The 18,800-nt window shown below is 49.8% G+C and carries 18 protein-coding genes; 4 read left to right on the top strand and 14 right to left on the bottom strand.

The features are described 5' to 3' along the window. Positions 1–21: 21 nt before the first annotated feature. Positions 22–3,414, bottom strand: a complete 3,393-nt coding sequence (locus H9Q13_RS06475) for a T9SS-dependent choice-of-anchor J family protein (protein WP_191182957.1) — start codon at positions 3,412–3,414, stop codon at positions 22–24. Positions 3,415–3,609: 195 nt separating this feature from the next. Beyond that, entirely contained in the window at positions 3,610–4,770 is a 1,161-nt protein-coding gene (locus H9Q13_RS06470) for a trans-sulfuration enzyme family protein (RefSeq protein WP_191182956.1), read from the bottom strand. Positions 4,771–5,037: 267 nt separating this feature from the next. Between H9Q13_RS06470 and H9Q13_RS06465 the strand changes: the two genes are divergently transcribed. Both H9Q13_RS06465 and lysS read left to right on the top strand, forming a co-directional pair. Further along, entirely contained in the window at positions 5,038–6,066 is a 1,029-nt protein-coding gene (locus tag H9Q13_RS06465; RefSeq protein ID WP_191182955.1) for a hypothetical protein, read from the top strand. Positions 6,067–6,249: 183 nt separating this feature from the next. After that, entirely contained in the window at positions 6,250–7,776 is a 1,527-nt protein-coding gene (gene lysS / locus H9Q13_RS06460) for a lysine--tRNA ligase (protein WP_191182954.1), read from the top strand. Between the two features lie 83 nt (positions 7,777–7,859). Here lysS and H9Q13_RS06455 read toward each other — a convergent pair whose 3' ends face one another. From H9Q13_RS06455 to H9Q13_RS06445, 3 genes are all read right to left on the bottom strand, one after another. After that, the gene (locus H9Q13_RS06455) at positions 7,860–8,315 is read right to left on the bottom strand and encodes a YtxH domain-containing protein (RefSeq protein ID WP_191182953.1); all 456 of its coding nucleotides are present in this window, start codon (positions 8,313–8,315) and stop codon (positions 7,860–7,862) included. A 246-nt stretch (positions 8,316–8,561) separates the two neighbouring features. After that, positions 8,562–8,885 (bottom strand): YtxH domain-containing protein, encoded by a 324-nt coding sequence (locus H9Q13_RS06450; protein ID WP_224744118.1) that lies wholly within the window; start codon positions 8,883–8,885, stop codon positions 8,562–8,564. 202 nt (positions 8,886–9,087) lie between these two features. Continuing rightward, on the bottom strand, positions 9,088–9,477 hold the full coding sequence (locus H9Q13_RS06445) for a CsbD family protein (RefSeq protein WP_224744117.1): 390 nt from the start codon (positions 9,475–9,477) through the stop codon (positions 9,088–9,090). Between the two features lie 234 nt (positions 9,478–9,711). Here H9Q13_RS06445 and H9Q13_RS06440 point away from each other — a divergent pair, with 234 nt between their 5' ends. Together H9Q13_RS06440 and H9Q13_RS06435 are read left to right on the top strand one after the other, a co-directional pair. Next, a complete protein-coding gene (locus H9Q13_RS06440; RefSeq protein ID WP_191182950.1) occupies positions 9,712–9,942 on the top strand; it encodes a Kazal-type serine protease inhibitor family protein in 231 nt (76 codons plus the stop codon). A 39-nt stretch (positions 9,943–9,981) separates the two neighbouring features. After that, on the top strand, positions 9,982–10,353 hold the full coding sequence (locus H9Q13_RS06435; RefSeq protein ID WP_191183344.1) for a cupin domain-containing protein: 372 nt from the start codon (positions 9,982–9,984) through the stop codon (positions 10,351–10,353). Positions 10,354–10,587: 234 nt separating this feature from the next. Here the strand turns inward: H9Q13_RS06435 and H9Q13_RS06430 are convergent, their stop codons facing one another. The 9 genes from H9Q13_RS06430 to H9Q13_RS06395 form a co-directional block, all read right to left on the bottom strand. Next, a complete protein-coding gene (locus tag H9Q13_RS06430; RefSeq protein WP_191182949.1) occupies positions 10,588–11,406 on the bottom strand; it encodes an enoyl-ACP reductase FabI in 819 nt (272 codons plus the stop codon). Positions 11,407–11,599: 193 nt separating this feature from the next. Beyond that, a complete protein-coding gene (recN, locus tag H9Q13_RS06425; protein WP_191182948.1) occupies positions 11,600–13,279 on the bottom strand; it encodes a DNA repair protein RecN in 1,680 nt (559 codons plus the stop codon). Positions 13,280–13,356: 77 nt separating this feature from the next. Continuing rightward, complete coding sequence (locus H9Q13_RS06420; protein WP_191182947.1) at positions 13,357–13,587, bottom strand: hypothetical protein; 231 nt, start codon at positions 13,585–13,587, stop codon at positions 13,357–13,359. Positions 13,588–13,656: 69 nt separating this feature from the next. Beyond that, positions 13,657–14,562 carry a type IX secretion system protein PorD gene (porD, locus tag H9Q13_RS06415; protein WP_191182946.1) on the bottom strand — a complete coding sequence of 302 codons (906 nt, stop codon included), beginning with the start codon at positions 14,560–14,562 and terminating at the stop codon, positions 13,657–13,659. Further along, on the bottom strand, positions 14,555–15,214 hold the full coding sequence (coaBC, locus tag H9Q13_RS18180) for a bifunctional phosphopantothenoylcysteine decarboxylase/phosphopantothenate--cysteine ligase CoaBC (RefSeq protein ID WP_317173878.1): 660 nt from the start codon (positions 15,212–15,214) through the stop codon (positions 14,555–14,557). Before coaBC ends, porD begins: the two co-directional genes overlap by 8 nt. Next, positions 15,198–15,695: a flavoprotein gene (locus tag H9Q13_RS18175; protein WP_317173877.1), complete on the bottom strand. Its 498-nt coding sequence runs from the start codon at positions 15,693–15,695 to the stop codon at positions 15,198–15,200. Before H9Q13_RS18175 ends, coaBC begins: the two co-directional genes overlap by 17 nt. A gap of 68 nt (positions 15,696–15,763) precedes the next feature. After that, on the bottom strand, positions 15,764–16,090 hold the full coding sequence (locus tag H9Q13_RS06405) for a DNA-directed RNA polymerase subunit omega (protein WP_191182945.1): 327 nt from the start codon (positions 16,088–16,090) through the stop codon (positions 15,764–15,766). An 11-nt stretch (positions 16,091–16,101) separates the two neighbouring features. Next, the gene (locus H9Q13_RS06400) at positions 16,102–16,926 is read right to left on the bottom strand and encodes an outer membrane protein assembly factor BamD (protein WP_224744116.1); all 825 of its coding nucleotides are present in this window, start codon (positions 16,924–16,926) and stop codon (positions 16,102–16,104) included. A gap of 55 nt (positions 16,927–16,981) precedes the next feature. Continuing rightward, positions 16,982–18,688 carry an OstA-like protein gene (locus H9Q13_RS06395; RefSeq protein ID WP_191182944.1) on the bottom strand — a complete coding sequence of 569 codons (1,707 nt, stop codon included), beginning with the start codon at positions 18,686–18,688 and terminating at the stop codon, positions 16,982–16,984. Positions 18,689–18,800: the final 112 nt, after the last annotated feature.

The raw sequence follows: 18,800 nt of genomic DNA, 5'->3' as shown, positions 1-18,800 counted from the left end.
AAATTGATTATGGGGTAGAGATTAATTTCTCACAAGTTTGGTCTGGTATACCTTGCCACGTACCTGCACCTGCACATAATACATGCCGTTGCGCAGATCAGCTACCTTCGCGTTCAGTTGCTGCTGCACGCTGTTCAGGTTGCCGTTCAACTCGTGCAACAGGGTACCGTTCGCTGAACGCAGCACCAGGGTCATTTCATCCATCACCGTTACTTCCTCTGGCAACGAGATGTTCACAAACGCACCTTGTGTCGGGTTCGGGTACAGACGGAAAGCCAGATCCTGGCCGTTGGCCTTACCTTCCGGGAAATCGTTGTCGCGGATAGCCAAGGTGAAGCTACGGGCAGCGGTAGCCATACCCAGATCGGTAGTCACGCTGTTGATGTAGAATGTTACCTGTTCAGTTGGCTCTGTCAGCTTATCGTCTACAATGCTCATGTTAAAGGTAGCAGTAGAGGTATAAGCAGGTACCGTAACGGCTATGACATTGTTAGCAGCGGCAGGAGCTATGGTATAGTCTACAGCTGTTGCAGTGGCACCGTCTTTCACGGTCAGGTATACCGTGTGCGCCTTAGGTTGCGCAACCGAAACGGACAGGTTCACATCGAATGGTGCATTACCCTCTGTCTTTGTAACCGTTGCTTCGCTGAACGATACAGCTGGCGTTGTATTGAAACTGAAACGGGCTGATACCGGCACGTGGTCAGAGGTCGAGGTTCTAAAGCTCGGAATGCTGCTCAGGAACTGGTTCTCAATCGCGATAGACTCCTCCACATATTCATCTGTCATGGATTTAGAAACGATGATATGATCCAGGAAACTCTGGAAAGAACCGCCGGCATAGGTAAAGGCACCTGTTGTGCTCAGGTCGTAGGTCAGTGTCTTGTAGTTATTGTCCAGCACGAACGCATTCAGCGAAGATGGCAGATTATTCACCACCGATACGTCCACATCCTCGTTCATGTCGCCCAGCATCACCAGGTTGATGTTCGGATAGTAGGCAGTCAGTGAATCCTTCAACACTTCCACGTCATACTTACGCATGTTGTAGCGGCTCACATCAGTGCCTGAGTTGGCGCGGGTATGCAGGTTGAGCAGGTATAGCTGCTGTGCCACACCGTTCATGGTCGCCTCTACCTCCACCAGGTATGGCAGACGTCCGCTGGCCCAGAAACTCTCGCTCGATCCTGGGTAGTTGGCCAGTACTCTACCGCTCAAAATTTCTTTATACAGGCCATCCAGCAATACTTTCTGGCTCTTGATCTTCACTGTCTCGTTTTTGTAAACGATGTAAAGCTTCTGTGGGTCAAGTGTAGCACCTGAGCTTGGTCTCTGGGAGTAAGAGTATGCCTCTGACTTCACGAAGCTATACCCTGGCAGTTCGCTCATCAGTCGCTCCATTTGGGCATCGTTTGAGATTTCCTGGAAAGCAATGATATCAGCGTCCAGTGTCTGCACTACTTTTTTGGCGTTGCTGTACTGTAACTCCAGGTTGCTTGGGCCGCCGCTTGTAGAGCCAAACCAGGCCAGGTTCCAGGACACAATATCCAAAGTGCTCGATTTAGGAAGCGAAGAACCCGTTAGGAAACCTTTCACTGCCTTGAAATCGCCGCTCGTGTATGTAATGGTGCTGTTAGAACGTAGTTTGGTAGTGCCTGGCTTGTAACGCACATAAACTGTGTTAGAAGCACTTGCCTCACCAGCCGTGTAGGATAGCGCAGCTGCATAGGTCTGTCCATTTTTAGAAAGCTCAAAATCAGCGCCTACCGACAGCGTCATACCTTGTGGGAAACCGACCGCCGAGAAGCTGAAAGTCTGTGGAGCAGAAGCGTTAGGAACTTCCACCAGGCCAAAATCAAACATTGATTCGCTGGCAACCAGCAACTGATCTACGTTTTCTACCGCAAAGTCATCAAAAGTCCAGCGGGCAGCTCCATTGAACTCAGCCACGGAAGTATACACAAAGGCTACGTGCACCGAGGCGGCTTTGTAGGCAGAGATATTGATGACAGACTGCTTCCAAACGTCAGAAGCCTCAGCTGGGAAGTCGCCGTTCAGCTCGGTCCAGGTGGCAGTGGCTGGTGCGCTGGTGCCATCGTAATTTGTCGAGATCATCAGTTTCATGCCCGGGCCCTTGAAAGCCGTTCTGGTCCAGAAAGAAAGGGCGGCGATATTGAAATCCGCCAGGTTAAGAGAAGGTGAGATCAGCCAGTCTTCGTTTTCGCGGGCGCTGCCGCTGTAGCCGTTAATCTGCACGCCGTTGTTGCGCGGGCTCTCGGCAGTCTCTCTACCGAAAGTGGAGCAAGACCATACCTGGTCGCCAGTCACGCTATACGCTTTCCAGCCACCTGGCAGCGTAGTGCCGCAGTTGTTAAAGTCCTGCACAAAGGGGCTGGTGGCATAAGCCGACAGTTCTGTTACAGCCGTTTTTAATCCTTCGCTTGTGTGGGTGATCGTACCTGACAGAGCACCTATAGCAGTTGGCGTCACACGCACGAAAACAGTTGGGGTAGCAGCTATTTCCTCGGCGGAGAAAGTAAGGCTGGCAGCAAAACCGGATGTAGCCTGCTTAGATACAGTGAAACCACCTGTCGCGGTGAGTTGCACGTTGCCGGCAATATTGGCGCTAGTTAAGGTATAGGATTGCGTGTTCGCCTGGTTCATGGCCACATCACCGAAAGCCAAGGCAGCCGGTGCGATGAGCATTGGTGTCTTGCTATCGCTTAGACTGGTCACCTCAATGTTGTCAACGGCAAAACCCGGCCGGGAACCGCCACCGGTCACATCCCGATTGGCCCAACGTAGCTGCACCACTTCCTGGTTTTCGGCAGCCTCTGGCAAGGTAACCACTATACGCTTTACATTCTGAGGCTCTGTGTTACCACTTGCGGTCTGCGCTTCGGTGTTATTCTGGTACTCGGTGCCCTCGATATTAGTAAAGGCACCGCTTGTTCCCACGCGGTATTGCAGAATGGTTTCGTTGATTCTGGTGTTAGCGCCGCCATTGTAGGGGTTGCGCACGGTCATCATATCGAACGCTACTTTAATAGCGGTTTTCTGCGAGGTATTAATGGCAAAGGCTATACTTGGGTCAACGGAACCACTCATGAGTATACCTAACTTGCCATTGTAGTTGAGTACACCACCCGTTGTTGAACTGGCGGTAACGTTGGCCACCAGCGCTCTGTCACCTGTAGGTGCGACAGTACGGAAGCTTGCTGTCACGGAGCTGCCCAATGCCCATCCCTGCCATCCTACAGGGTATGCAGTGGCGTTGTGTGGCAGATCGTTAAAGTCCTGCGAGTAAGGCAGCGACTGAGGCTGTGGGTTTGCCTGTGCGAGCGCTTCACTGCCGGCCAAAAGGCCACAGCAAACCAGCACATAGGCAGACACCTTGTGTAATTGTTTAAACATACGTATGAGATTGATTTGATTTTTCTGGACAAGATAAGCGCAACATGCTGACGCACATTTGCTTGAGGCTACTATTAAGTGGGGATATAACCATCGCAACAAAGTTAAGCAGATGGTTTTAATGTAGTGTTATCGAATCATTAAAATAATTTAATTATAGTATATACACATATTATACAAACCATATATTTTAATTTATATCATCCTCAGTGCCTGTTCGATATCTTGTATAAGGTAGTCTGCTTCCTCCAATCCAATGTAAAAGCGCACCAGGTTAACAGCAAGCTTACTCTTGTATTTGCCGTCTGGGGTATGGTACGCCGCAGCCGGGTATATCAGCGACTCATGCCCACCCCAGGAAGCAGCCATCAGGAAATGTTGCAGGCTGTCACAGAAGCGGTCTATTTTCCTGATATCGTCTGTTTTCAGTGCTATGGTAAACTGCCCGGTATTATTGCGCATTTGCCGCCTGGCCAATTCATACTGCGGGTGCGAGGGGGAGAACGGGTAAAAGATCTTTGCTATTTTGTCTTGCTTCTCGAGCCAGGCCACCACTTTGCGTGTGGTCTCAGCCACGTGCTCCATACGCACCGGCAATGTACGCAGTCCGCGCAGCAGCAGCCAGGCGTCGTGCGGCGACAACACTGCCCCCAATGTCATGTATTCCCGCTCAAATATTTTGTTTATCCTTTCCCGACTGCCGCAAACAATGCCGCCCATTGTGTCGGAGTGGCCGCCAATGTATTTGGTGCAGGAGTGCACAACCAGGTCCACACCGAATTGTATCGGATTCTGAAAAAGAGGCGAAGCGAAGCTGTTGTCGATGATGGTGCTGCAGCCCTGCTCCTTCGCCAATGCGGCAATGGCGGCAATGTCCTGTAGTTCGAAAGTGAAGGAGTTCGGGCTTTCCATGTAAAGCAGCTTGGTGTTGGGCCTGATGGCTTGGCGGTAGTTTTCGGGATCAGTCCCGTCGACCATGGTTACCTCAACCCCGAATCGCGGCAAGAAACGGTTCATTAGGGTATTCGTCCAGCCATAGGGTTTGTCCACGCACACAATGTGGTCGCCTGCATTTACCTGCGAGAGCACCGCCGCCGACACAGCCGCTATACCGCTCCCGAAAGCTATGGCATGCTCCGCTCCTTCCAGCGCGGCCAGCTTCTTTTCGAGCATGGTCACGGTCGGGTTGTTGCCACGGGTATAGAGGTATGCCTCGGCCTCGTTGCGCAGCATTTCCCGCATCTCGTCTACCGTACGGCAGGCAAAGTTACTTGTCTGCAGAATGGGGGGTGCCACGGCACAGTAGTACAGTTCCCGGTCCTCCCCCAGTTCGTTCAGGATATAAGATAAGTCCATATTCGTTCGGTTTTGCAAAGCCTTCTTTCGTCTCACTTTCTGATACGAATTATTGCCTCGGGCAGTCTGCTATCCCTACCAGCGGGCATTATCATTTCATGGCAAAAACCGCTCTGTAAGTGGCTCTGTCACAAGCATATTCAAGCACTGTTGAAAAAATTCAAACTTAAATATAAAGAACTGTTAATCAATAACTTACAATAGTAAATTATTTGAAATTATACCGCTATAATGCAACTGATGGCACGCTTGAAATGTTGTAATTATATGAAAGAGAAAGAAGAAGAAAACATTATTTCCATGTATCCGGAAGAGCAGAAACAGCTTGACAAGGAATGGTATAAATCTATACCGGCACAGGTGTTTCTGAATTACTTTTTTGCGATAAATTACCACCTGAACCACTACGAAGGGATGGGTCTGCAACAACTGGCCTACTTTAGGGAAGTGCCTGCCGAACTGACCGAGCAGGAAGTGGAAGAAGTGAAACGCTTGCTGCTCAACAGCTGGAACACAGAGTATGCGCTGCGCACCACCGCTGAATTGGGCGACGAGAGCTATATCCGCAACGCTTTGCACTGGACTTTCCCGCAAGCTTATTATGCCGTGTTTGCCAGTTTACAGGCTTTCTTGCATACCCGCCAGATAAAAACGAGCAACGAGACGCTGGTAATGCGCGAAGCGGGCCGATTAGTGGTGAAGAACGCCTACCCGCAGGCGATGGGCTTTTACGCTTCGGGACATTTTGACGACTTCCGGATCAACCGGTTGCCTTTGGCACACTACAAACCCGGTCTCCAGATAGCCAATAAAGAACTCGAGGCGCAGGCGCAGATCGGACAGTTTTTGCGCACGACACGCCGTTTGAGAGCGAAAGCTGTGCGGCAGCAGGTGCAATCCAATGCTTCCACGGCCATACGCAGCAGCCGCACGGGCGATGTGCTGCAAAAATTTGGTCCGCAGCATTGGCAGCAATTGACGTGGCGCATGGGCTATACCACGTTGTTCGATTTGCTGGCTAGGTTGCGCATCTCCAACTCTCACCGTGAGATCGAGCGCTTTGTGCAGGCCGACATTGACTTCAAGCTTTTCCACGAATCGCTCATGGAGATTGTGAGCTACCTTAACGGCATACACGAGTGCTATGTCGCACAGGCGATGGGACTGCAGCAGTATGAGGATTTCGTGCAGGAGTTGCCTGTTTATTTACAAGACTCCTTCGTAGCGGCCAGACTGCAGGACAAAGTTAAGCCGCTGTTGCACGACGACAACCAGCGACTGCGTACCGCCGCTTAGTCCATTCAATACTACTACATATATGGGTGCCCTTGCAGACTCTGGTTTGCAAGGGCCTTTTATGTTTGCGATGATTTCTAACAATTTAACCATCAACAATCACTAATTAACCCTTTAAAAGCTGCCGATAATTTAGCAATTTTGCAGCTTGATTTTAAAATATCACTTTTAGTACAGAATCGCATGCAACTAAGCGAACAGGAACTACGCAGACGCCACGAGCGCGAAGAGTTGGAAAAGATGGGTATCAACCCATATCCCTCTGAAACATTTGAAGTTACGGCCACGGCCAAGGAGATAAAGGAGAATTTCGATAAGGAGAAGAACAACTACCAGGAAGTAACCCTGGCAGGCCGTTTGATGAGCCGCCGCGTAATGGGCAAAGCCTCGTTCGCCGAGCTGATGGACAGCAGTGGTCGCATTCAGATCTATGTTTCCCGCGACGACATCGCTCCGGGCGAGAACAAGGACATGTATAACACTGTGTTCAAGAAGATGCTCGACATCGGTGATTTTATCGGCATCAAAGGTTACGCCTTTGTAACGCAGGTAGGTGAAATATCGGTGCACGTGACTGAACTGAAGGTTTTAACCAAATCGCTTCGCCCGCTGCCGATCGTGAAACGTGAGATTGATGAGCAAGGCAACGAAATCGTGCACGACGGTTTTACTGACCCTGAGCTGCGTTACCGTCAGCGCTACGTCGACCTGATCGTGAACCCGCATGTGCGTGAGACATTCCGCAAGCGTACGCAACTAGTGAATTCTATGCGCCAGTACCTGACCAACCAGGGTTATCTGGAAGTAGAAACGCCAATCCTGCAACCATTGTACGGCGGCGCTGCGGCACGTCCGTTCAAGACGCACCACAACACGCTGGACATGACGCTATACCTGCGCATTGCCAACGAGCTATACCTGAAGCGCCTCATCGTGGGTGGTTTCGATGGCGTGTTTGAGTTTGCCAAGGACTTCCGTAACGAAGGCATGAGCCGTTTCCACAACCCGGAGTTCACGCAGGTGGAGCTGTATGTAGCCTACAAAGACTACAACTGGATGATGGACCTGGTAGAGGAAATGGTGGAGAAAGTAGCCATGGACCTGCACGGGACCACCGAAGTGAAAGTTGGCGAGAACATCATCAACTTCCAGCGCCCTTGGAAGCGTTTCACTATGTTTGAGGCCATCGAGCACTTCACAAAGATCGATATCTCGGAGATGGAGGAGCCTGAGCTACGCCAGACTGCTGAAAAACTAGGTATAAAAGTGGATCCGAAACTGGGCAAAGGCAAGATTATCGACGAGATTTTCGGTGAGACATGCGAGCCATACCTGATCCAACCTACCTTTATAACGGACTATCCTGTGGAGATGAGCCCACTGGCCAAGAAGCACCGCGACAAGCCGGGTCTGGTAGAGCGTTTCGAAGCGATCTGCAACGGCAAGGAGATTTGTAACGCCTTCTCGGAACTCAACGACCCAATCGATCAGCGTGCCCGCTTTGAAGAGCAGCTGGAGCTTGGCAAACGTGGTGACACCGAGGCCATGGTTTTAGACGAAGACTTCCTGCGTGCGCTGGAGTACGGTATGCCACCAACAGCCGGATTGGGTATAGGAATCGACCGTTTGAGCATGATCATGACGAACTCACACTCTATCCAGGATGTGCTGTTCTTCCCGCAGATGAAACCGGAAAGAAGAGAGGAGTAATTATTTCATTCCATATAGCAAAAGAGCCCGCTAATGTTTAGCGGGCTCTTTTGCTATATGGAATGTCTTTGCGAAAGGACTTGTTATACCTCCCTGTTATTCCCATACATCATATTTCTGGCATTATCAGTAGCTCGGTTATGGGTCTCTTCAGTTTTGTTGATCCATGAACTCCCTCTGCGTTTGTTGCCAAAAGATTCCGTAATGCCACGGCCCACCCATGCTGCGGAGTCTGATAAACGGCGGCGGGTAATACGACCGCTGTCTGGTGCCATCAGAATGCCAGCCAGCACCCCTACACTTGCTCCAGCAAGCAAGCCCATGGCTACTCCCAAAGCACCACTGTTCTCAGAGGAAGAAGAACCCGAGAAACGACGCGGTGAAGTACCTGTTTGCATAGACTGCTGTTGCTCACGTACAGAGGAATGTGTCATATGGCCGCTCGTTTCGCCACCAACCTGGCCGTATGTTGATCTGGGAGTGTTACTGTATGTGCTTTTTGTCTCGCCTAGACTGCTGTAATCCATTTTCGTTCTCATAGTATCGTATGCTTATTGGTATGTAAAGATTTCAAAGCCTACTTATTGGCCTTAAAATAATAACGGCAGTGATAGCTGAAGGTTAGCCCGAAAAGATCTGTCTGAGGCAAAAATAAAGGCCTGCCCCCATAGGGACAGGCCTTTCGTCTGAACATAGTTTGTTTCCGCCTCAGCAGGTATACATACCCCGGAAGCAAACCATATTTCGATTATACCTGATAATAGGGCTAAGCCCTATTACGTAGACTAAACGTTAGTTACTGTAGATCCGCCAGTCGACGTGCCAGTGTTAGAGCCGGTTGATGATCCTGTTGAGCCAGTGGAAGAACTTTTACCAGCTGCACCAGCGGTAGCTTTCTTCGCGTCATCCATCATGCCGCCCATTTTGTTCATAGCATCGCTGCTCATGTTCTTGATCTCGTCCAGGCCAGTCTGCAGGTTTTTCTCAAGATCTTTGCTCAACTTGTTAGCCCATTTCTTAATACCAGTTCTGGTCTGCTCACCTGTATCTGGAGCCATCAGTAATCCTGCAATTACGCCAGCGCTAGCGCCTGCTAACAATGCAAGCATGATCTTTCCGCTATTATCTTTCATAGTAGTGTTTATTATAAATTGTTAGATTCGTTTTTCTTAATATTCGTTTTGACCTAATAACGATTAAGATCAGCATTAAGTTATAGCTATACAATAGTTTTACACTATATAGCGTCTAATTAACGAAAAAAAGCTCAACAAAGTGTTTTGTTGAGCTTTTCAGTGTTGTAAGGATGGCTTACAAATCTTTGATCAGCTTCATGATCTCGTGCTTTGTCTTACCAAGCTTCTGCTGCAAACGGCCGAACAATTCATCTTCCTGCCCTTCCATATAGGTCAGGTCATCTTCGGTAAGTTCAGCATAGTTCTTCTTAAGCTGACCTTTCACATCATCCCAAGAGCCACGCATGATCAGGCTGCTGCCATCGTCCGTCACATTGCGGTTCTCGAGTTTATCCATAAAGCCCTTCACAGTGCGCTCCAGATCGTCGCCCACTTTGGTCAGAGTTCTTTTCAGGCTATCGCGGGTATCGAGGCCATTGTTAGGAGCCAGCAGCATACCAGCTGCCACACCGGCACCAATACCAGCCAGAGTTGCTAATAAAATTTTTCCTTTTTCGTCGTTCATGTTATTTAACATTTTTATCTAATGGTTGTGGCAAGCGTGCAGCGTTCTGAAATGTCAGCCTTTGCATACACTATACCTTGTTTTAGCTATTTTTACGTTACAACTTACATACGACTGGCAGATGAGTAAGTTGACGAAGCTTTGCTTTTGCCTGCATTGCAAGGCTACTATTAAACAACTAGGCGCATGAGATTAGCCTGCTACGTATAAAACCTATACCTTAAATAAACCTCTATGAACAAAATCGTGCTGGCCTCCGCCCTCCTGGCCTTAAGCGGACTATACTCCTGCAAAAACAGCGATGTGCCCTGCATCGACCAGTCAAAGATCAACCCAGACCAGATGTGCACCTTGCAATACGACCCTGTTTGTGGCTGCAATGGCAAGACGTACGGCAATGTTTGCGAAGCGGACCGCGCTGGCGTAACTGCCTATGCCAAAGGCGAGTGCCCCGACAAAAAATAATAGAGCCATACCTAACATGAAGCCATACCTAATAATATGATGAGCGAGAAAAAATATCTGAAGCAGACCAAACCATTCCGGGTACCTACCACTGACGGGAAGCTAATTGAAGAGCATTTCGGAAAGGCCTCCACCCATACCGATACATTTAGCGTGGCGCACATGGTGGCACCGCCACTTTGGGGCGAGCCGCACCAAACACCCGATTTCGACGAAATCACGATTGTGGTGCGTGGCCGTAAACTGATCGAGATTGACGGGGAAGAGGTGGTGGTAGAAGCAGGTGAATCGATCCTGATCAAAGCCGGAGCCCGCATCCGCTACTCCAACCCGTACGACGAAGAAACAGAGTACTGGTCGGTTTGCATACCTGCCTTCGACATCAACTCGGTGCACCGGGAGGAAGGTTGATTTTAAGATTTGAAAATTTGGAAATTTGAAGATTGAGGGATTGGCAAATGAAGGGATTTTGGGTTTGCGATGGCCCCAAACTTTATTGACTAAACAAGTTACTTATACCTTCTTTTATATTCTTCCAAATAAAGAAAGAAAAAGCCCTTGGCTCAATCAGTGCCAAGGGCTTTGCTATTTCAGGTTACAGGAAGATCATTTACAAATCTTCACATCTCCAAATCTTCAAATTAATTAAGACTGCTTACTAATCATCTCTACCACATCTTCGGAAACACCCATTGTAGAGAAACCGCCGTCGTGCATCAGGTTCTGCATAGTCACCATTTTGGTCAGGTCAGAGAACAGGGTAATGCAGTAGTCTGCGCAAGTCTCGGCTGATGCGTTGCCAAGCGGCGACATCTTGTCGGCATAGTCGTAGAAGGCATCGAAACCGCCAACGCCTGTACCTGCAGTTGTTTTGGTAGGAGACTGTGAAATAGTGTTTACACGCACTTTCTTCAGCTTACCGAAACGGTAGCCGTAATTACGGGCAATCGACTCCAGTACGGCCTTCGCCTGCGACATGTCGGTATAATCAGGGAATACACGCTGCGCCGCTATGTAAGAAAGCGCCAGGATAGAACCCCACTCATTCATGGCATCCTGCTTCTCGGCTACGTGCATTACTTTGTGGAAAGAAAGCGCAGAAATGTCCAGCGTCTTTTGGAACCAATCGTAGTTCAGGTCGCCGTAGGTCTTACCTTTACGGATGTTCGGGCTCATACCTATAGAATGCAGCACAAAATCGATCTTACCGCCCAGTATTTCCTGTGCTTTGGAGAAAAGGTTTTCCAGATCTTCTACCGAAGTCGCATCGGCAGGTATAACCTGCGCGTTGCAGGCCTCAGCCAGCTTGTTGATCTCGCCCATACGCATCGCCAGCGGTGCATTGGTCAACACAAACTCAGCGCCCTCTTCCTTGGCACGCATGGCAACTTTCCAAGCGATAGACTTCTCGTCCAATGCTCCGAAAATGATTCCTTTCTTTCCTTTAAGCAGATTGTAAGACATGTATTTGTCAGGTTAATGTTTCACATTTTTATGTTTCCTGCCAGACAGGTATAGCCTGCAGAAATTACGCGGCAATATAGTAATAACTGGGTATAACTCAAGTCCAGCACGCTATTCAATCGCTTACCTTCGCTATCTCATTATTCAATTAGCGCCCTCTCCTGTTATTAGGATAGGGCTGGGGTGAGGTTTTTTACAGCGAAAGCAGCTCCTTGGCACTCTTATAGGCACTCGCACTCGGGTTAGCGCCAGCGATCATATGCGCTATCTCGTCGATGCGCTCTTTCTCACTCAGCTTTTTGACACGGCTGATCGTGCGGTCTTCGGTGTCATGTTTATACACAAAGTAATGCGAATTGCCCTGTGCTGCTATCTGAGGCAAATGCGAAATGGCGATAATCTGGTGTTTCTGCGCCATCTGCTGCATCATTTTTCCCACTTTCACAGCCACCTCACCCGATATACCGGTGTCAATCTCGTCAAATACGATAGTTGGCAGAGCGGTTTTGTCAGCCAGCATGTACTTTATGCTGAGCATCAACCGGGAGAATTCACCTCCAGAAGCCGCTTTAACCAAAGATTGCGGCTGCGCTCCTTTGTTGGCACTGAACAAAATGCTGATCTCATCGGTACCTGTTGCGGTTGGCGCAGCGGCTTTGTGCTGAATCACAATGCGGGCGTTTGGCATACCAAGCTCGGCCAGCAAGACGTAAAGCTCCTGCTCAAATTTTCCGAACGAAGCCTTGCGGCGCTCCGACAGCACGGCAGCTTTCTCCAGCATGTTGGCTTCAGCGGCCTTCATCGCTTTTTCGGTGTTGGCAAGTGCATTATCCAGATTCAGAACGCTGCCTACCTTACTTTCCAGTTCGCGCTGTATCTCCAGTAACTCGGCAATGGTCTGTACTTGGTGCTTGCGCTGCAAGGTATAGATTGTGTTGAGTCGCTCCTGTACTTCGGTTGTGCGAGCCGGATTAGCCTCGGTTCTTCGTTCGGCGTCCTCCAGTTCGCCGGCCACGTCGTTCAACTCGATCATGCAGCTTTCGGTGCGGGTGCGTAACTCCTCATATTTTGGGGAGAAAGCCGCCAGCTGGCTAATCAGTTGTACCGTGTCCTTCAGGGCAGAAGTGATGTTGAACTCCGATTCTGTGAGCGACTGCACGGCTTGGGTCAGCTTTAGCTTAATATCTTCGGCATTCTCCAGTTCCTTTAGTTCTGTCTCCAGCTGCTCCTGTTCGTCTTCCTGCAGGTTAATTTCTTCCAGCTCGTTCAGCAGGAAAGTATTGTAGTCAAGCTCTTTCTGCGCCTGCGCCAGTTGGTCCGTCAGTTTTTTGTAGTCGCTTTCGAGCTTCTTATACCCGCGGTAGGTCTCGTTGTAGTCTTTCAGGTAGGACAGGTTGCCGGCATAAATATCGAGCGAAGTGTTACCGGCATAGATATCGAGGATGTTAAGCTGAAAACTGGTGTCGCCCAACTGCAGCGTGTCGTGCTGCGAGTGGATGTCCATCAGGTTCTCCCCTACCTTGCGCAACACGTCCAGCGTTACCGGCATGTCATTCACGAAGGCACGCGACTTTCCGCTCGGGCTAATCTCGCGGCGCAAAATGCATTGCTCATCAAAGTCGAGATCTTCGGCTGTGAAAACCTCCTTCAGATTATACTGTGAGATATCAAACACGCCTTCGATCACGCACTTCTGCTCCTGATTGAAAAGTAGTTTCGAGTCAGCCCGGTTACCCAGCAGCAGCCCGATGGCTCCCAGCATAATGGACTTACCAGCACCTGTTTCGCCCGTTATGATATTAAGCACCGGCGATGGATTCATTTCCAACTGTTCTATCAGTGCGTAGTTTTTTATTTTAAGGTCAATCAGCATATGTGATGTTGCAAGACATTTGTCTCATGGTATAAGACTTAATGCCTGGGCTTAGTTCGATAATTCTGTTGTAAATTTTAGTAAGGCGCTTCTACGTCGTAAATCACTTCTTCCACATCCCGCACAGGTATAGCGTGCTGGTTCCGGCGGCCATCCAGGATCTCAAAATTATCCGCTGTGGCTGTCTTGAGTTTCCCTTGCACGACCACGCGGTTGCGCAAAATCACCTGCACCGAATCCTGCAGTAGCAACTCAGGCAAGTGCTGCGGTATATCTTTTCTGAAAATCCGGATCTGGCGTTTGCCCATAGGTATAGCGAGCAGGTATAGCCCTACGCACCGTGAAGATACGCGCTTTCTGTGAAAATTGGAAAAGGCTTAGCGTTGAAGTAGAACTTCGTATTTGGTGTTGTTGGTTGGGTCCACCTGTGTGAGCAAGGTATAAGCGGCCTGCTTGTCAGCCGGGGCAGCTGTCTTGAAGATATTGACCAATTCATCTGACTTGGCCTCGAAAAAAGAACGGATAATGGCCGCGCCGGGCTTCTGCTGCGAAATTTTCTGAATGTTTCTCAATACCTCTAGCGTGGCCTTACGGGCTTTTTCCGGATCCTGCACCATAAGGTCTATACCTTGGCGGTGCATGGTATAAATACCCTCCCGAAAAGGCACGAATACCGGGTCCTGCAAGTTATCGATCATCCAGTAGCGATTGCGGTTCCCCTCAAACGGGCGCCAACCCGGAAAGATAGAGTTTTGCGAAGCCGCCAGGTTCAGGATACCGCGGGCCTGGTCGAATGCCGGAGAGCCTCCCAGCTTGCCAAAGCTGTCATTGTCCATGCCGATGATCATGTAGGCGTAATAAGCCAGCATGGCCGACAGGTTGGAGGTAAAATTATTGGCAGCAAAATCGAGTGGCTGGGCCTCATTGAACTGGAACAGCCAGTCACGGTCGATAAAAGAAAAAAGCGCAGATTCATAGCCGGTTCCATAAGCTGGCCTCACCGACACCACCTGCACGTTGGCACGGAAGGTACCTACTTCCGGCATTTCGGTCAGGTTGATCAGGATACGGCACTTGATGCGCTCCTCCACGCGGTAAGACTGGTTTGTCCAGCGGCGGTTGTTCATAAACTCGAAGATGCGGCTTTGCATTTCGGTGAACAACTGCCGGTCGGCAAAGGCAACCTGTTCGCTGTTGACCACGACATCGCACTGCAGTTCCTGGGCACGGGCTCCCAAGGCTACGCTCATCACAAACAGCAAAACAAACAGTCTTTTAAGCATAGAGTCTTTCCCAAATAAGGTTGACGATATCCTGTGCCACTTCGCTTTTTTGCTTCAATTCGAAAGCTGTGGTGGTATCGTGTTCAATTATAGTGATTTTATTTGTATCGTGCTTAAAACCAGCGCCCGGATCGTTGAGCGAGTTGAGCACAATCATGTTGAGGTTCTTCTTTATCAGTTTCTCGCGGGCGTTGCTATCCTCATTGTCAGTCTCCAGAGCAAAACCCACCGCAAACTGATCTTCCCGCTTCTCCTTGCCAAGGGCCGCTGCAATGTCAACGTTCTTCACAAGCTCGATCGTGAACTCGGCACCGGCTTTTTTTATTTTACGGTCAGCCACCACCTTTGGCTTGTAATCAGCCACGGCAGCGGCAAATACCCAGATATCGGCCGTTGGTGCCAGTCGCTTTACTGCGGTAAACATTTCGTCGGCTGTGGTGACAGGTATAACCGTTATACCTCCGTGATGCGCCTTCATGTTAGTAGGACCGGCCACGAGTTGCACCTTAGCGCCACGCGCAGCGAAACACTCCGCTATGGCAAAACCCATTTTGCCGGTCGAGTGGTTCCCGATAAAACGCACTGGATCGATGGGCTCATAGGTAGGACCGGCGGTGAGCAGGACTGTCTTGCCGTTAAACGATTTTTCCAATGCCTGTAAAATGGTTTTCTAGTACGCGAATAATTTCCTCCGGCTCTGCCATGCGCCCCTGCCCCACCAGTCCGCTGGCCAACTCGCCATATCCGGCCTCAATAATGAAATTGCCATAGCCGCGCAGTTTCGTGAAATTGGCCTGCACAGCCGGGTGCTGGTACATGTCCAGGTCCATGGCCGGGGCCACAAACACCGGGCAGCGCGCCGATAGGTAGGTAGCCGACAAAAGGTTGTCGCAAAAGCCGTTTGCGAATTTGGCGACGGTATTGGCGCTGGCAGGTGCCACCACAACGGCGTCGGCCCACAGGCCCAGCTCCACGTGGTTGTTCCAAACGCCCTGCTCATTCAGCACAAACTCGGTGAGCACCGGCCGCTTGGAGAGGGTGGCCAAGGTGAGCGGGGTTATAAAAGCAGAAGCAGAAGTGGTCAGGATTACCTGTACTTCTGCTTCTGTCTTTACGAGTAAGCGGACCAGCAAGGCTGCTTTATACGCAGCTATACTTCCGCAAACTCCTAATACTATTTTCCGGTTTCGGAGCATGCGCCTTACAGCGACAGTTCTTCGCCTTCTTCGTCTGGTGTGCGCACATATACGTTACCTTCCAGAAACTCCTCGATAGCCAGGTTGGTAGGTTTTGGCAAGCGCTCGTAGTATTTAGATATCTCGATCTGCTCACGGTTTTCGAACACCTCCTCCAGGTTGTCCACAGTCGTGGCAAACTCAGCCAGTTTAGAGTTCAACTCCTCTTTCAGCTTCACAGAAATCTGGTTGGCTCTTTTAGAGATAGCCGAAACAGACATGTACACATTACCGGTTTGCTTCGCAAAGTCGGCCATGTTACGGGTAACGATTGATGATGGAACTGATGCCATATATACTTGCTTTATGAATTGCTTGGGTTGTTTTTCTTTAATTTCTCGAGCTCCGACTGCGTGCTGCTGTATACCTGCTCGGCACTACGCAGAAAACGGCTGTCCGGATACTGGTCGATGAAGCTTTGGTAGAAGTCTACGGCCTCCATGAAACGCTCTTGCTGCTTATCGGGCACACTCTCCAGTGCGAAACGATACTGGGCGTCAATGCGCAGATAGGATGCTTGCTCGCTGTAAGGGGAAGACGGATTTTCGCGCAGGAAGTTCGTGAACGCCACCACAGCTGATTTGTAATAGTGCAGCTTATAGTACAGTCTCGCGCTTTCAAAGGCTTTTTGGTCGAGTTTGGCACTCAGCGTTTCGAACATGGTATTTGCCTCCGCTGCATACTCGCTGTTTGGGTAGCGCACCAGGAACTCCTGGATAGACTCCATGGCTGTAATCGTGCTGGTCTGGTCCTGCTCGAAATCAGGAGAATCGTTATAAAGCGACTTGGCCTGCAGGAACATAGCCTCTTCCGCCTTTTCGCTTCGTGGGTATGTTTCGTAGAACGTGCGGAACTGGAAAGCACTCAACATGTACTCGCGTTGCTGGTAGTGTGTGTTGGCATAATAGAAACGGGCCTGCTCGGCCTCTTCCCTACCCGTCATCAGAGGCATGACCTGCTCCAGCAGCTGGTTCGCGCGGTAGTAGTCGCCTTTTTCGTAATATTCGAGTGCAGCCTTGTATTTTTTGTCAACATCGTTGCTTTTCAAAAGCTTTTGGAAGTTGCTGCAGCTGGTCGCAAAAACCAACAGGCACAACAATACGACGGTATGGAAGATTCCTCTGTTCATGAACGGGCAAAATTATACAATATCCCTGTGATTTACAAGCGTGAAATTACGGTGTTTACTGCCGGGCCGGCGTTTGCTGTACTGGCTTTGCCGTGGCTTTTTTGCTTGGCGCCGGGCTTGCCTTCTTCTTTGCCGGTGAAGCCTTACCCTTTGCAGGTATAGCTGGAGCCTTTACCGGTTGCCTCGGGGCCAACACAGCTTTTTTATCTGGCCGTAACTCATTTAGCCAGGCAAAACCCTCCAAACGACGGTCACTGGCCTGCAACTCATGCGGCGGAATAAAACTGGCGTCTGGATTTACGAGAAACGAAATAGATTTCAATTTATTTTCTGCGAAGTTCAAAACCATGTCACTGCATACAGCTTTATTCATACCCGTAAGGGTAGTATCGCCCTCCAACGCAAAGTAAATGCTCTCACCATTGCCATTCACATTAACCCGGCGCATGCGACCCTCCTTAAAATAAGCCACCATGTCACGCCCTTTTACTTGGTTATAATTTTTGAGTGAATCCTCTGAGGCGATAAAGGAGTTGCTGAAAACATACATTCTGTCAAGCATCTTGTTGCGCAGGTGCATCCGAATCGTGTCGCCCACAATCTGGCTCTGCTCGCTCCACAGCGTTGGGTTTTTGTGCATATACATCAGCGAGTCGGTGCGGTTGTAGCTGAGTGAGTCGCAGGTGCCTTGCAGGTCTGACTTGTAGATCTTCACATTGTTGAACGCATACACCATGCTGGCCTGCCCCTTCACCTTGGCTTCGCGGGAAATGAGGGAATCAGCAGACATATACAGCGTGTCGCCATCTAGGATGGTTTCCAGAACAGGACTGCCCGATACCTTAGCCACCCCCTGATCACGCCAGTAGCGGCCCAGTTGCCCTTTGATGGTCACATCATCTTTGAGGGAGCGCATGGTCATGTTGATTTTGGCTTCGCCGTAACCCCGACCCTCATCATAATAAAGGTCGTCGCCACCTAAACGGTACTCCGGCGTCAAGATATAGGCATTGCGACCGAAGCGGGAGATCTTGGTAATGGTATTATAAGTACCCTGTTCGGCATAAAGGTCACCACTCTGCCCTTTGATGTAGGTAGGCCCCTGAAAGTACACCACTTTGCTCTCCGTATTGTAACGCATGTTCTGCGCCGTGATCTCGTAGTCAGTCGAGAACACTTTTACATTCTGCTGAAAGGTAAAGACTTTGGTGTTGGTATCGTATGTGCCTCGTTGGCTCTGCAGACGGTTTTCGGGGTCTACAATAGTGCCGCCTTCAGCATAAACCGCCGTACGGTTTTCCAGATTGTAGTCAAGAGTCGGAGTCGTCAATGTCATGCGCGGATCTTTCATGGTCACGCCACCGCTCATTTTGGCCGTGCGCTTGGCACCATCATAGGTAGCACGTGTGCCTGTCATGGTTACGGTGTCGGCCTGGTTGATGCGCACATTGCCGAAGGCCTCCAGTATTTCACTGTCGGTATACTTGTAAACCGAATCTGCATAAAGGAAAGTCTCCTTCTGCTTGAATACCACATTGCCCAAAAGCTTGTTGATGCGGCGCCCGTTGAAGGTGCCGCCCTCTAGCGAGTCCGCGCTCTGCAACTCTACCCGGTCCTGTGACTGAGGCTGTTGTTGCGGACGCTGCTGCTGGTTTTGTGATTGCTGCTGCACAGGCCGGGGCACTGGCGGCCGCTGCTGCGCTAAAACTGTCAGCGACAATAGCGTAAAGAGGATAGAATAAACTAATTTTGTGCTGTTCATTTGCTATTTAGATGCTAGATAGTAGATTATAGATATTAGACATTAGATATTAGCTTTAATTCAGCATAGTCTGCACATGATGATTGTCAATCAATTGAAAAACCATAAAGGC

Origin of the sequence: Pontibacter aquaedesilientis, from assembly GCF_014773225.1 — a bacterium.
Lineage (GTDB): Bacteria > Bacteroidota > Bacteroidia > Cytophagales > Hymenobacteraceae > Pontibacter > Pontibacter aquaedesilientis.
The sequence above is the reverse complement of the archived record's forward strand: the minus strand, read 5'-3'. Positions and strand labels throughout refer to the sequence as shown.